Source organism: Brevundimonas sp. FV1ye4L, from assembly GCF_058681255.1.
Window position 1 is genome coordinate 343010 of sequence record NZ_CM178734.1, and the last position, 12775, is coordinate 355784.

At 67.7% G+C, this 12775-nt stretch carries 14 protein-coding genes; 9 read left to right on the forward strand and 5 right to left on the reverse strand.

What is annotated here, in order from left to right:
- The first annotated feature begins 140 nt into the window (after positions 1-140).
- The 3 genes from queF to ACW17X_RS01665 all read left to right on the forward strand — a co-directional run bounded on the left by queF (position 141) and on the right by ACW17X_RS01665 (position 2420).
- Positions 141-602, forward strand: coding sequence for a preQ(1) synthase (gene queF / locus ACW17X_RS01655; RefSeq protein ID WP_267513726.1), 462 nt, complete (start codon positions 141-143; stop codon positions 600-602).
- 62 nt (positions 603-664) lie between these two features.
- On the forward strand, positions 665-1369 hold the full coding sequence (locus ACW17X_RS01660; RefSeq protein ID WP_492099275.1) for a TonB family protein: 705 nt from the start codon (positions 665-667) through the stop codon (positions 1367-1369).
- 184 nt (positions 1370-1553) lie between these two features.
- Positions 1554-2420, forward strand: coding sequence for a DUF817 domain-containing protein (locus ACW17X_RS01665; RefSeq protein WP_492099277.1), 867 nt, complete (start codon positions 1554-1556; stop codon positions 2418-2420).
- On the opposite strand, the gene ACW17X_RS01670 is transcribed toward ACW17X_RS01665, so the two are convergent.
- Both ACW17X_RS01670 and ACW17X_RS01675 read right to left on the reverse strand, forming a co-directional pair.
- A complete protein-coding gene (locus ACW17X_RS01670; protein ID WP_492099279.1) occupies positions 2400-3167 on the reverse strand; it encodes an EAL domain-containing protein in 768 nt (255 codons plus the stop codon). The two genes, ACW17X_RS01665 and ACW17X_RS01670, sit on opposite strands and share 21 nt — an antisense overlap.
- A gap of 68 nt (positions 3168-3235) precedes the next feature.
- Entirely contained in the window at positions 3236-3844 is a 609-nt protein-coding gene (locus ACW17X_RS01675; protein ID WP_492099281.1) for a nitroreductase family protein, read from the reverse strand.
- A 45-nt stretch (positions 3845-3889) separates the two neighbouring features.
- On the opposite strand from ACW17X_RS01675, the gene ACW17X_RS01680 reads away from it, so the two are divergent.
- From ACW17X_RS01680 to ACW17X_RS01690, 3 genes are read left to right on the forward strand one after another with little or no spacing between them, the layout of a single operon-like run.
- Positions 3890-4516, forward strand: a complete 627-nt coding sequence (locus tag ACW17X_RS01680; protein ID WP_492099283.1) for an NUDIX domain-containing protein — start codon at positions 3890-3892, stop codon at positions 4514-4516.
- A gap of 20 nt (positions 4517-4536) precedes the next feature.
- Positions 4537-5358, forward strand: a complete 822-nt coding sequence (gene cysE / locus ACW17X_RS01685; protein WP_492099285.1) for a serine O-acetyltransferase — start codon at positions 4537-4539, stop codon at positions 5356-5358.
- Between the two features lie 52 nt (positions 5359-5410).
- A complete protein-coding gene (locus tag ACW17X_RS01690; protein WP_040349403.1) occupies positions 5411-5632 on the forward strand; it encodes a DUF3126 family protein in 222 nt (73 codons plus the stop codon).
- A 67-nt stretch (positions 5633-5699) separates the two neighbouring features.
- Here the strand turns inward: ACW17X_RS01690 and ACW17X_RS01695 are convergent, their stop codons facing one another.
- A complete protein-coding gene (locus ACW17X_RS01695; RefSeq protein ID WP_492099286.1) occupies positions 5700-6584 on the reverse strand; it encodes a LytTR family DNA-binding domain-containing protein in 885 nt (294 codons plus the stop codon).
- On the opposite strand from ACW17X_RS01695, the gene ACW17X_RS01700 reads away from it, so the two are divergent.
- Both ACW17X_RS01700 and ACW17X_RS01705 read left to right on the forward strand, forming a co-directional pair.
- Complete coding sequence (locus ACW17X_RS01700) at positions 6583-7956, forward strand: alpha/beta hydrolase family protein (protein WP_492099289.1); 1374 nt, start codon at positions 6583-6585, stop codon at positions 7954-7956. The two genes, ACW17X_RS01695 and ACW17X_RS01700, sit on opposite strands and share 2 nt — an antisense overlap.
- Before the next feature lie 240 nt (positions 7957-8196).
- Positions 8197-10686 carry a glycoside hydrolase family 3 protein gene (locus ACW17X_RS01705; RefSeq protein ID WP_492099291.1) on the forward strand — a complete coding sequence of 830 codons (2490 nt, stop codon included), beginning with the start codon at positions 8197-8199 and terminating at the stop codon, positions 10684-10686.
- Between the two features lie 79 nt (positions 10687-10765).
- On the opposite strand, the gene ACW17X_RS01710 is transcribed toward ACW17X_RS01705, so the two are convergent.
- Together ACW17X_RS01710 and ACW17X_RS01715 are read right to left on the reverse strand one after the other, a co-directional pair.
- Positions 10766-11020, reverse strand: coding sequence for a helix-turn-helix domain-containing protein (locus tag ACW17X_RS01710; RefSeq protein ID WP_492099293.1), 255 nt, complete (start codon positions 11018-11020; stop codon positions 10766-10768).
- The gene (locus ACW17X_RS01715) at positions 11020-11622 is read right to left on the reverse strand and encodes a DUF2975 domain-containing protein (RefSeq protein WP_492099295.1); all 603 of its coding nucleotides are present in this window, start codon (positions 11620-11622) and stop codon (positions 11020-11022) included. The genes ACW17X_RS01710 and ACW17X_RS01715 overlap by 1 nt, the downstream gene beginning before the upstream one ends.
- Before the next feature lie 79 nt (positions 11623-11701).
- Here ACW17X_RS01715 and ACW17X_RS01720 point away from each other — a divergent pair, with 79 nt between their 5' ends.
- Entirely contained in the window at positions 11702-12676 is a 975-nt protein-coding gene (locus ACW17X_RS01720) for an MBL fold metallo-hydrolase (RefSeq protein WP_492099297.1), read from the forward strand.
- The last annotated feature ends 99 nt before the right edge of the window (positions 12677-12775 follow it).

The following is a 12775-nucleotide window of genomic DNA, read 5'->3' on the forward strand; positions in this document are numbered from 1 at the left end:
CGGGGGAAGGCAATCGGGAGGGTGCAGTCTGCAAAGCAGTGAAATTGGGGCGGCGGGCCGACTTCGTCCCCTCTCTCATGGGATGGAAGCTGTGTGCGGGGAGGATTTTCTTACGCGCCGCAAACGCCTAAATGCGCCCCATGACCCACTACACCGACAATCTCAGCCAGCTCGGCGCCCAGACCGCCGCCCCGACCAGCCCCGAGACGGCCGTGCTGGAGCGGGTGCCTAACCCGCATGCGGATACGCTGTATCTGGCCCGATTCACGGCGCCCGAGTTCACCAGCCTGTGCCCGGTGACAGGCCAGCCGGACTTCGCCCATATCGTCATCGACTATGCGCCGGGCGAGTGGCTGGTCGAGTCCAAGAGCCTGAAACTGTACCTGACCAGTTTCCGCAACCACGGCGCCTTCCACGAGGACTGCACCGTGGCCATCGGCCGGCGGCTGGCGGACCTGCTGGCGCCGAAATGGCTGAGGATCGGGGGGTACTGGTATCCGCGCGGGGGGATACCGATCGACGTCTTCTGGCAGACGGGCGTCGCGCCGGAGGGGCTGTGGCTGCCGGATCAGGGCGTGCCGACGTATCGCGGGCGGGGGTGAGGGCTTGCGTCCTTCTCCCTCTCCGAGCGAAGGTGGCTCATTGAGGGGTGCAGAGGGGCGCAATGCTGCTGTTCATTTTCGCCATTCTGACAGGCCAGGACGCCGGTCAGAATACGGCCCCGGATGTCGCGGATCGGACGCCGCCTGTTCTTGAGGCATCGCCCTTCATCCAGCCGCCAGCGGATTTCATGGATCTGGAAGGCGAAGGGGTTGTTAGACTGACCTGTTTGGTCACGACGGAAGGCCGTGCGCGCGACTGCAGCGTCGTCTCGGAAACGCCCGAGGATCTCGGGCTGGGCCAGGCCACTCTGGCGGCGAGTACGGATTTCCGTTTTCAGCCTGCGACCGCAGCCGGTTTGCCCGTTGAAGATGAGATCAGCTTCAATGTTCGCTTCAGAGTCTCAGGCGAGATGGGACCAAGGCGAGAAGGAGCCGTCCGGGCGCCCCCAGAGATGGATAGGGCGATAAGGCCGGTCGATCATTTGGGTTATATCCAGGGTCTGTGTGCGAGGTTCCTGAGTGCAGGCGAAAGGGGACGGCTCGAGGCGGGGTACGCGCGGTTTAAAGCCGATCAAAAGAAGTTGCCCCTGTTCGATCAGGTTCTGTTCGGCGCCTTTGGCCGCGCCAAATATGGGGACAGCGCACCACCGATGTCCGAGGATTACTGCGCCGCCTCGCTAGAGTCGGCGTGGGAGGGATACGAGGAGGCGTCCGAACTGATAGCGACTGTTGAGGCTTCGCTTCCGCCGATGGCCAGACGGCGATAGGCGGTTGTTCCTCGATCTGCGAACTTGCGTCCTCCTCACCCTGTGGGAGAAGGTGGCCGAGCGGAGCGAGGTCGGATGAGGGGTTGTTCGGTCTTGCCGCCTGTCTTGTTATTCGCGTCGAGGTTTGTGTGCCCCCTCATCCGTCGGCCTGCGGCCGCCCCCTTCTCCCGCAAGGGGAGAAGGAATGAGTCATCGCCTTCCGCTGGAAGTCTGGGGGCGCCGTCTCCTCACACGCGCCGAGACCTGGGCCGACCGGTCCCGCCTGCGGCGCTACGCCTACGAATTCCTCTGGTTCGGGCTGAAACAGGGGTGGGCCTGCCTGTTCGGGGGGCTGATGCTGGCGCTGATCATCGGCACCTTCCTGTGGTGGCCGGATCAGGCGCCCATCTCGCGCTATGATTTTCTGGCCGTCGGGGCGGTGGTGATCCAGGCGGCCATGCTGGCCTTCCGGCTGGAGAGCTGGGAGGAGGCGCGGGTGATCTTCCTGTTCCATGTGGCCGGGACGATCATGGAGCTGTTCAAGACGGCGCACGGGTCGTGGGTCTATCCGGAGGACAGTCTGCTGCGGATCGGCGCCGTGCCGCTGTTCTCGGGCTTCATGTATGCGGCGGTGGGCAGCTATATCGCGCGGGTGCAGCGGATCTTCCATATCCGGGTGCGGGCCTATCCGCCGCTGTGGACGACCTGGGCGCTGGCGGCGGCCATCTACGTCAACTTCTTCGCCCATCACTGGCTGCCGGACGTGCGGATCGTGCTGTTTGCGGCGACCTTGGTGCTGTTTGGGCGGGGGTGGTTCTATTTCACGGCGGACCGGCGCAGGCGGTCGATGCCGCTGCTGCTGGGGTACGGGCTGGTGGCCCTGTTCATCTGGTTCGCCGAGAACCTGGGCACGTTCGCGCGGGCCTGGTCCTATCCGGGGCAGGAGGCGGGGTGGGAGATGGTGTCCCTGGGCAAGCTGGGGGCCTGGTTCCTGCTGATGATCATATCCGTGGTGCTGGTGTCGATCGTGCACCGGCCGGAGGAAGAACCGTCAGGCGGTGCGGGCCAGTGAGGTCGTCGCGCGTGGCCATGCGACCGGCGCCAGGGCCTCAAGCGCCGGCTTGCCCAGCAGATAGCCTTGCATCAGATCGACGCCCAGGTCGCGCAGGATGTCGTGTTCGGCCAGGGTCTCGACCCCTTCGCACACCGGCTCGACGCCCAGGTCGCGCAGCATGTTCAGGGTGTTGCGCACGATGGTGCGCTTGACCGGGTCGGTGTCGATGTCGCGGATCAGGGCCATGTCCAGCTTGACGATGTCCGGCTGGAACAGGGCCAGCAGGCCCAGGCCGGCATAGCCGGCGCCGAAGTCGTCGATGGCGGTCTTGAATCCCATGGCGCGATAGGACCGCAGGATGTTCAGGATATGATCCGCGTCCATCGCCTCGCTCTCGGTGAACTCGAAGATGATCTGGTTCACCGGGAAGCCGGTGCGCATCGCCGCCGCAAGCGTGGTGCGGATACAGGCGCGCGGCTCATAGACCGCATTGGGCAGGAAGTTGATCGACAGGTTGGCGCCCTCGGCCGCCATGTCGAGGCTGGCCGCCAGTTCGATGGCGGTGGTTCGGCACAACTGGTCGAAGGCGTAGCGGTTGTCGGCTGAGATCTGCGCCAGGACCTGCCCGGCGCCGGCGCCGTCCTTGCCGCGCACCAGGGCCTCGTAGGCGAAGACGGCCTGGTTCGCCACATCGACGATCGGCTGAAACGCCATGGTGATGGGCAGATCGAAACCCGTTCCGTCTTTGCAACCCACACAGGACATCGGCCGTAACGTCTCCAGTTAAGGCGCTGATGTTAAGAGGGGAAGATTAACAGAGGCCACTGCTCCGCTTAGGGCAGGCGCGTGACCTTGGCGGTCAAGTCCGGGCGGGGACGTTCCAGGGCGGGTTCGGTCAGGGATCCGATGTGGATGAAGCCGGCGACGGTTTCGCCCTCGGTCAGGCCGAACAGGGCTGTGGCCTGGGGGTCATAGCTGTACCAGTCGGTGATCCAGCTGGACGAATAGCCGAAAGCGCCGGCCGCGTGTTCCAGGTTCATGCAGACGGCGCCGGCCGACAGTTGCTGCTCCCAGATCGGCTTGGCGTCGGGGACCGGGGTCGAAACGACCAGAATGGTGATGGGCGCGGCGGTCAGCTTGGCCAGGACAGCCTGATCCTTGGCCGGCTTGTCGCGGAGCTCGGCCAGGACGGCGAGCTTTTCGGCGATTTCGGCCCGGCTGCGCGGGCCCAGGACGACGAACCGCCAGGGGAAGAGCTTGCCGTGGTCGGGGGTGCGGGCGCCGAGGGTGAGGATCTGGTCCAGCTCGGTCTCGGTCGGGCCGGGGCCGGTCAGGGCCTGGGCCGGGGCGGAGCGGCGCGTGGCCAGTCGGTCGCGCAGTTCCTGTGAGAGAACGGGGGCAGGCAGGGGCGCGTTCAAGGGGATCATGGGCAGCTCGGTCATGCGGTCTAGCTAGGCTTTCGGGTGGTCATCCGCCATAGCTGGGGCATGAGCAATTCCGACGAACCGAAATGGGCCGAGGGGCTGGTCAATCCCCCGGTCTGGCGCAGCGAGACCGAGGAGACGGTGTTCGAAAATCCGTGGATGCGGTTGACGCGCCACCGGGTGATCGCGCCGACGGGCAACCGCGGCGAGTATACGGTGATGCGGCCCAAGAACTTCGCCGCAGGGGTGCTGCCCGTTCACGACGACGGGACGGTGGTTCTGGTCGGTCAGCAGAGGTTCGCCTTCGGCAACTATTCCTGGGAGATGCCCGAAGGGGGCGCGCCTCCAGGCGAGGATCCGTTTGACGGTGCGCAGCGGGAACTGGCCGAAGAGGCCGGGCTGGAGGCGGCGTCCTGGGTTCCGGCCCTGACGATGGAGATGTCGAATTCGATCACGACGGAGCTGGCCCAGACTTGGATCGCCTGGGATCTGAGCCCCGTGCCCGTGGCCCCGGACCCGACTGAGGTGATCGCCCTCGTGCGCGTGCCCTTCATGGACCTGCTGGACGAGATCGGGCGCGGGACGGTGAAGGATGCGATGACGGTGGCGACGGCCTACAAGGCCTATCATATGGCGTTGAACGGGGAACTGCCTCCGGCGCTGGCGCAGGCCATGCTGGGGCGGGTATGATGTCGCCGAAGGAGCCGGTCATGGCCAAGCTTGAAATCGTTGCGGAAACCGACAGCGTGTGGCGCCAGCTGCGCGCCTCGGCCGAGGCTGCGTCGCGGGAAGAGCCCCAGCTGGGGTCGCAGATGAACGCCGTCATTCTGTCGCACGACGATTTGGCCGGCGCCCTCAGCTTCCAGATCGCGCGCAAACTGGCCGACGGGGAAATGAGCGCCATGTCCGTGCGCGAGGTCTGCCTATCGGCCTTTATCGCCGATCCGGCCATGGTGGCGGCGGCCGAGGCCGATCTTCAGGCCGTGGCCGAACGCGACCCAGCCATCCGCAACCTGTTGCAGCCCTTCCTGTATTTCAAAGGTTTCCAGGCGCTGCAGGCCTGGCGCGTGGCGCACTGGCTGTGGCGGCAGGGGCGCGAGACCCTGGCCTTCCATTTCCAGAGCCGGATCTCCGAACTGTTCCAGCTGGACATCCATCCGGCGGCGCGGCTGGGCCAGGGGCTGTTCCTGGACCATGGCACCGGCATCGTCATCGGCGAGACGGCGGTGGTCGGCGACGACGTCTCGATGCTGCACGGGGTGACCCTGGGCGGCACGGGCGCCGAGCGCGGCGACCGCCATCCCAAGATCGGCAAGGGCGTCCTGCTGGGCGCCGGGGCCAAGGTGCTGGGCAATATCCACGTCGGCGACTACGCCAAGGTGGCCTCGGGCTCGGTGGTGCTGAAGGCCGTGCCGTCGGGCTGCACCGTCGCCGGGGTGCCGGCGCGCCTGGTCAACTGCCCCACCGGGGCCGAGCCGGCGCGGACCATGGACCATACGCTGGCCGACGTGGTGTACGACTTCGTGATCTGACGGGTTCCCCTTACGGCCCGACTTCTCTAGGGTCCGCCGCCAACCCAAGACCATGAGGCCCCCCGTGAAAGACACCGACCTGAAGCGCATCGAGGCCCACCTCAAGCGCACCTTCAACACCGGCGGCATCATCGTGAAGGCCCGTCCCAAGCAGAACGACTCGGCCGAGGTCTATGTCGGCGACGAGTTCATCGGCATCGTCTTCGAGGACGAGGACGAGGAAGGCTCGTTCATGTTCGAGATGGCGATCCTGGCCGAAGACCTGCCGGAATAGGCTGTCGTCCCATTCGTGATCGTCCGGCGCAGACCGGGCGATCACGCACGACGGCGGGCGGGGGCCCCTAGAGCCAGCCTGCCGCTTTCAGCACGGGGCCGTGGGTCCGGCTGACCGGCGCCGTCAGGCCGCCGACGAGGCGGATTTCGCCCGTCCCACGCCGCCAACGCACCTCTTCTACAGCATCCGCCGCCACCCACCACGAGCGATGGACCCGCCATCCGTGCGCCCGCGCCAGTTCGTCCAGGGCGTCGGCGAACCGCAGGGTGATCAACTCCGCGCCCGCATCGGTATGGACCCGCAGGTAATGGTCGTGCGCCTCAATGGCGATCAGCCGCGCGCTGCGGCGTCTGGCTGACAGTCTGCGGCGGAAGACCGCCTCGGCCTCGGGCAGGGGCGGGACGACGAGGGTGCGGGTCTCGACGCGCGTGGGAAGCCGACGCCAGACGAGGGCCCGAACCGCCATGGCCGCCAGCATGATGGGCCAGACCTGCCAGAGCAGCGGCAGATAGATCGACCAGCGCTGCTCTGCGAACATCAGATGCTGGGTCAGGACGACGAACAGGGTCACCAGCGGGGTGGCGAGCGCCGAGGTGAGGAACACGCGTCTCCACAGGACGGGCAGGCGACGGCCCAGGCTCTCGTCCACCGCGACGGCGATCAGCCCGCCGCCCAGCATACAGATCATCCAGTAGGCGTAGCGGGGCGCGAGGGGCGTATCGTTCGAGTCGAAGGGGCCGAGGAAACCTAGCAGCAGCCCCATGGCGGCGAGCATGAGGGCGTCGACGGCCCAGCGTCGTGCGGTTTTCGCCCCGATGATGGTCTTCGCCCTGTGGCCCATGCCGTCCCATTCGCGCACCCACGGCGCCGTTCGCGAAGTCGGGCCTAGCGAGCCGGCGGCCGCGCGGCAATGGCGTTGGGCGAGAACCCACCCGCTGATCGGAACACCCATGTCGCAATCCTGGCTCATCGCCGCCCTGATTCTCGTCGTCTCCACCGTCTCCACCGTCGCCGCCCCAGCCTTGGCCCAGGCGCCGGGGGCCGACGTCGATGCGCGGCCCGATCCGGCCGTGGTCTGTCATGTCGGCGTCTATCGGCTGGACGACGGCAGTTGGGTGGATGTCGCGCCGCTGGCGAACAAGGGGCTGCGGTGGCGTCGACTGGACGGGTCCACGGCCAGGATGATGCCGGACGCCCAGGGTCGTTGGGGCAGCACTCTGGGATTTACCACCCGCGTCGAAGGCCCGCAGCCGCAGCTCGGACCCTGCGAAGAGGGGCGGATCGTGTTCGAGGGGCGCACCGGCAGGCGCCTGGTCCAGGACGTGCGCGAGACGAGCTTCGTCGGCCAGGGCGGCACGCGTTTGAAGGGGCGGCTGATCCTTCCGCCGGGCGACGGGTCGGTCCCCATCATGGTCGAGGTGCATGGGTCGGAGGGCGCCAATGCGCTGGACTTCAACGCCTTCCAGCGGTTCGCCCCGGCCGAGGGCGTGGGCGTTTTCGTCTACGCCAAGCGGGGTTCGGGCGGCTCGGAGGGGCGGTACACCCAGGACTTCCATGTCCTGGCCGAGGACGCCGCCGCCGCCGTGGTCGAGGCCCGTCGGCTGGCCGGAGGTCGGGCGGGCCGGGTCGGCCTGCACGGCGCCAGCCAGGGCGGCTGGATCGCGCCGCTGGCCGCCAGCCTGACGCCGGTGGACTTCGTCACCGTGGGCTTCGGCCTGGCCTATGGGGCGTTGGCGGAGGACAGCGACCAGGTCATGCTGGACCTGAAGGCCAAGGGCTGGGGCGTCGATGTGCTGGAACAGGCGCGCGAGATCACCGATGTGACGGGGGGCTTCATCGCCTCGCACGGGGCGGTCGGTTTCGACGGCCTGGAAGCCGTGCGGGCCAGATATCGCGCCCAGCCCTGGTTCGGCGACATCCGGGGCGAGTTCACCGGCTTTTTGCTGAACACGCCGAACGCGCAGATCGTGGCCATGGCCCCGGTGCTTGATGTCGGAACCTCGTGGGACTACGACCCGCTGCCGGTGCTGAGCCGTCTGGACGCGCCCATGCTGTGGATCCAGGCGGAGGACGACACCGGCGCGCCGCCCGAAGCCACACGACAACGGCTGATCGACCTGGCGGCTCAGGGACGACCGGTCACCCTGCTGGAATACCCCGACACCGACCACGGCATCGTCCGGTTCGAGACGGCGGCGGACGGCAAGCGCACCGCGATCGGCTATGCGTCCGGCTATTATCAGGCCGTGCTGGATTGGGCGCGGACGGGGCGGCTGGGCGGCGTGTATGGCGACGGGCGTCTGCTGGCGACGCCCAGGCCGTGAAACGTGGCTCACGGTCGCCCTGCGACATCGTGCGCAGGGCGATCCTGAGAACGTTCTCAAAAATGGCTTGACGGTTCGTCGCGTCCCGTCCCTAATCCGCGCCGAAGGGCGGCGGATCGATCGCTCGGGAGCAGACGCACAGGGTGAGGGGCCGGAATATCGCCATTCCGCCGCGCCTGTCCGCCTGTCTTCCGATCCGTCAGACGCACGCCTCCTGGTTCATCCTGCGAGGAAAATCCGATGCGCGCGACTGTGTCCCTGATGGTGCTGGCCCTGGCCGTAGGCGGCGGCGCCCCAGCCTTTGCCCAGACGGTGGCGGTTCCCGAGGCCTCGAGGGCCCATCCGGCGCTGTGGCCCAAGGCGGCGACCCCCGCGGCGATCAGCGACGCGCGGACCGAGGCCTTCGTCACCGAACTGATGGCCAAGATGACGCTGGAGGAGAAGGTCGGTCAGCTGATCCAGGCCGACATCGGCTCGATCACGCCGGACGATCTGAAGACCTATCCGCTGGGCTCGATCCTGGCGGGCGGCAGCTCGGGTCCGTGGGGCGACGACAAGGCGACGGCGCAGAAGTGGCTGGACTTGGCCCGCGCCTTCCGCGCCGCCAACGAAGCGCGCGGGGGCACGACTATCCCGCTGATCTACGGCATCGACGCGGTTCACGGGCACAACAACGTGCCGGGCGCGACCATCTTCCCGCACAACATCGGCCTGGGCGCCGCGCGCGATCCGGACCTGATCCGGCGGATTGGGGCGGCGACGGCGCTGGAAGTGGCCGTGACAGGGGCGGAATGGACCTTCGGCCCGACCCTAGCCGTGCCGCGCGACGACCGGTGGGGCCGGGCCTATGAGGGCTATGCCGAGGATCCGGAGGTCCAGCGGTCCTACGCCGGGCCGATGACCCTGGGGCTTCAGGGCGAGCTGCAGCCGGGGCGGCCCTTGGCGCCCGGCCATATCGCCGGATCGGCCAAGCATTTCCTGGCCGACGGCGGCACCTTCGAGGGCGAGGACCAGGGCGATTTCCGGGGCACGGAGCAGGAGCTGATCGACGTCCATCTGGGCGGCTATGTCCAGGCCATCGACGCGGGCGTGCTATCGATCATGGCCAGTTTCTCGGGCTGGAACGGGTTCAAGCATTCCGGCAATCCGACCCTTCTGACCGACGTGTTGCGCGGGCCGCTGGGGTTCAAGGGCTTCGTGGTGTCCGACTGGAACGCCCATGGGCAACTGCCGGGCTGCACCAACGAGAGCTGCGCCCTGGCGGTCAACTCCGGCATCGACATGCTGATGGCGCCCGACAGCTGGAAGCCGCTTTACGCCTCGACCCTGGCCCAGGCCAAGTCGGGCGAGATCCCGATGGCGCGGGTGGACGAGGCGGTGCGCCGCATCCTGGTCGCCAAGGTCAAGACCGGCCTGTTTGAGCCCGCGCGGCCGATGGAGGGCCGGTTCGAGGAGCTGGCCTCGCCCGCGCACCGCGCCCTGGCGCGCGAGGCGGTGCGCAAGTCTCTGGTGCTGCTGAAGAACGACAGCGTCCTGCCGGTGCGGGCCAATGCGCGTGTTCTGGTCGCGGGGACGGCGGCCGACGACATCGGCCAGGCCTCGGGCGGCTGGACCCTGAGCTGGCAGGGGACGGGCAATTCCAACGCCGACTTCCCCCAGGGCCAGTCCATCTGGGGCGGCATCGAGGAGGCCGTCAAGGCCGGGGGCGGGAGCGCGACCCTGAGCGCGGACGGCAGCTTCACCCAAAAGCCCGACGTGGCCATCGTCGTCTTCGGCGAGACCCCCTATGCCGAGTTCCAGGGCGACGTGGACAATCTGGATTACGTGCCCAGCGCGCCGCTGGAGACGCTGAAGCGGCTTAAGGCGGCAGGGATTCCGACCGTGTCGGTCTTCCTGTCCGGGCGGCCGATGTGGACCAATCCGGAGATCAACGCCTCGGACGCCTTCGTGGCCGCCTGGCTGCCGGGGACCGAGGGCGGCGGGGTCGCCGACATTCTGGTGGGCGGCGCCGACGGCAAGCCGCGCAACGACTTCCACGGCAAGCTGTCGTTCAGCTGGCCCAAGGATGCGACGGGGACGCCGCTGAACCACGGCCAGCCCGGCTATGATCCCCAGTTCGCCTATGGCTATGGCCTCAGCTACGCCGCGCCGGCGACGGTCGGGATGCTGTCGGAGGAGAGCGGAGTCTCGGCCCAGGCGACCAATCTGGACCGGTATTTCGTCGATGGGCGGTTCGTCTCGCCGTGGAGCCTGCTGCTGAACGACGCGGGCGGCCAGACCCGGCCCGGCACGGCCAAGACTGCGTCCAGCCCGCGCGCCGGCGTCGCCTCGCGCCCGGTTGACGACCTGGCCCAGGAAAGCGGCCAGCAGTTCGCCTTTGCGGGAACGGGAGCGGCCAGCGTCGAGATCTGGGGCACGCCCGTCGATCTGACGCGTCAGGCCAATGGGGCCGTGGCCCTGGGCTTCCGCTACCGGGTGGACGCTGCGCCGAGCGCGCCGGTGGCCTTCAAGCTGGGCGGCGGAGCCATCGACCTGACCGGCCTGCTGCGCTCGGCCCCGGTGGGCCAGTGGCGCGAGGCCCGCATCCCCCTGACCTGTTTCCGCACCGACGGCGGGGATCTGTCGAAGGTCGAGGTTCCGTTCCACATGGCGACCAGCGGGACGCTGACGGTGTCGGTGTCGGAGATCAAGCTGGACTCCAGCCAGACCGAGACGCGCTGCCCGGCATAAGGGGCTGTGAACACCCTAAGCGGAAGCGCTGAGCTTCCGCTCAGGGTGGAAAGCGCACATTCAGATGCTTGGCTCTTCGTCAAAGCCTCGACGAAACGTTCAGTTGATCCGGTCCGTCACTGGCGACCTCGTCCGGCGCATATTCGAGGATGTCGGCGGGCGTGCAGTCCAGATAGCGGCAGATGGCGTCCAGGGTCGCGAACCGGACGCCCCGCACTTTCCCGGACTTGAGTAGGGACAGGTTGGTCTCCGAAATCCCGATCGCGCGGGCGAGCACCTTTGAACGCACCTTGCGACGGGCCATGATGACGTCAAGGCGGACGACGATAGGCATCAGACGAACCGCGATGCGTCGTCGTGGACCTCGGCCGCCAAGGCCATGACACGGGCCACGACGAACAGGATCAGCCCCAGACCCAAGGCCTTGACGCTGTCCATCCGCAACCAGCCCTCGTCGTCGAACCCGGCCAGGGTCACCACGACATGGCCCAACGACGGAGCGACCGCATAGGCCATCAGCCACAACGCGATCGCCGTCATGCAACGGGCGTTCTCGGGCTCCAGCACGACGCCCGCTCCATAGAGCCGGAACAGCCGCCGGAGGTGCCACAGCACTGCAAGAGCCGGGGCCATCATTAGGGTGGCGGAGGTCGCTAAGGCCAGCTTCTGGATCACAGGCAGACTGCCCACCGTCCACCAGCCCGGGTGCAGGGCCGGCGCTTGGGCCTCGATGAAGATCTGCATTCCGCCCGGTCGGACCTGAAGCCGCGTCCCCGCATAGGCGAGGACCGCCACGACCGCGACGGCGAGCAGAAGCGCGCCGAGAACGAAGAGACCGGCGAACAGCCATTCCAGCGGCCGGCTCAGCCGGCGAATGCGGCGGAACGCCTCCGGCTCGGACGGAACGGGGGGTGGAAACTCAAAAAGCAGGGCCATGGAGCACGTCTGACTGGCTGATTGACAGCTATATTTTTATGTATTTCGATATGCGCCTGAACGCAATCGAGGATATTCCATGGCACGCCCGCTCCTGTCTCTGCTCGCCGGATTGGGGAGCGCCCTCGCGCTGTCGGCCTGCGCGACCCCGACCACGCGCCACCCCGTCATCACCGCCGATCTCGGCGCATCGGCCGCGACCTCGGACATGGCCGCCAGCTTGGCGCGGCCGGGGATCGTGACATTCGAGCGTGTCGCCTTCGCCCGCTGGACCAGCGGCCGCGGTACCTTCATCGACCGCAACGATCCCCGCACGGCCTCCGTGCCCAAGGGAGATGAGGAGGCAACCATCTATGCCTACGTGATCGACCATCCTCGGTTCGGGCGGATCCTGATCGATTCAGGCGTTTCGGCCGGGCTGGACGACCGGCTGAGCTGGGTCATGCGGCGTGGGGTGCGAGACCTGAACATCCGGATCGAGCGGACGACGGGCCAGTGGCTGGCGGGTCAGGCCGCGCCGGGCGCCGTCTTCCTGACCCATCTGCATTTCGACCATGTCGGCGGCCTGATCGACCTGCCCGTGACGACACCAGTCTACGTCGGACGGGGCGAGGCCGAGGAGCGCAGCCGGATCAATCTCCTGCTCGGCAGCCCGGCCGACGCCATTCTGGAAGGGTACGGCCCCTTGCACGAATGGGCCTTCCCGTCCGACCCGGACGGCGCGTTCGACGGCGTCCTCGACGTCTTTGGTGACGGCTCGGTCTGGGCCCTCAGCGTCCCCGGCCACTCGGCGGGCTCCACCGCCTATCTGGTAAACGCGGTCGACGGGCCGAAACTGGTCGTCGGCGACGCGGTCAGCACCCGTCTCGGCTGGGAGTCCGCCATGCCACAGCTCGTCCCTGCGGCCGCCCGTGCCGCCACCGAGCGGTCGGCAGATCGCCTGAGACGCTTTGCGGAAGCCCATCCCGAGGTGGAGGTGTTCCTCGGGCACCAATCGCGAACAGGGCAAGCAGAAGCGCTGAACGAGGTTCGGCTACCGATCAGCCTGCGATGATCTGAACGACCGCAACGGGTCGATTTGCGAAATGGGGTGCGGTCCGGAAAGCGGGCAGGGGTTCGCCGGGCCTGTTTTCGTCGAGGGGGGCTCCGGGCG

Bases quoted from the DNA above. Each gene is read 5' to 3' on its own strand.
- ACW17X_RS01660 (WP_492099275.1), top strand. From the start codon at position 665: ATGCTGCTGTTCATTTTCGCCATTCTGACAGGCCAGGACGCCGGTCAG.
- ACW17X_RS01710 (WP_492099293.1), bottom strand. From the start codon at position 11,020: ATGCCTATCGTCGTCCGCCTTGACGTCATCATGGCCCGTCGCAAGGTG.
- ACW17X_RS01700 (WP_492099289.1), top strand. From the start codon at position 6,583: ATGTCGCAATCCTGGCTCATCGCCGCCCTGATTCTCGTCGTCTCCACC.
- ACW17X_RS01715 (WP_492099295.1), bottom strand. From the start codon at position 11,622: ATGGCCCTGCTTTTTGAGTTTCCACCCCCCGTTCCGTCCGAGCCGGAG.
- ACW17X_RS01665 (WP_492099277.1), top strand. From the start codon at position 1,554: ATGAGTCATCGCCTTCCGCTGGAAGTCTGGGGGCGCCGTCTCCTCACA.
- ACW17X_RS01680 (WP_492099283.1), top strand. From the start codon at position 3,890: ATGAGCAATTCCGACGAACCGAAATGGGCCGAGGGGCTGGTCAATCCC.
- ACW17X_RS01670 (WP_492099279.1), bottom strand. From the start codon at position 3,167: ATGTCCTGTGTGGGTTGCAAAGACGGAACGGGTTTCGATCTGCCCATC.
- queF (WP_267513726.1), top strand. From the start codon at position 141: ATGACCCACTACACCGACAATCTCAGCCAGCTCGGCGCCCAGACCGCC.
- cysE (WP_492099285.1), top strand. From the start codon at position 4,537: ATGGCCAAGCTTGAAATCGTTGCGGAAACCGACAGCGTGTGGCGCCAG.
- ACW17X_RS01705 (WP_492099291.1), top strand. From the start codon at position 8,197: ATGCGCGCGACTGTGTCCCTGATGGTGCTGGCCCTGGCCGTAGGCGGC.
- ACW17X_RS01720 (WP_492099297.1), top strand. From the start codon at position 11,702: ATGGCACGCCCGCTCCTGTCTCTGCTCGCCGGATTGGGGAGCGCCCTC.
- ACW17X_RS01690 (WP_040349403.1), top strand. From the start codon at position 5,411: ATGAGGCCCCCCGTGAAAGACACCGACCTGAAGCGCATCGAGGCCCAC.
- ACW17X_RS01695 (WP_492099286.1), bottom strand. From the start codon at position 6,584: ATGGGTGTTCCGATCAGCGGGTGGGTTCTCGCCCAACGCCATTGCCGC.
- ACW17X_RS01675 (WP_492099281.1), bottom strand. From the start codon at position 3,844: ATGACCGAGCTGCCCATGATCCCCTTGAACGCGCCCCTGCCTGCCCCC.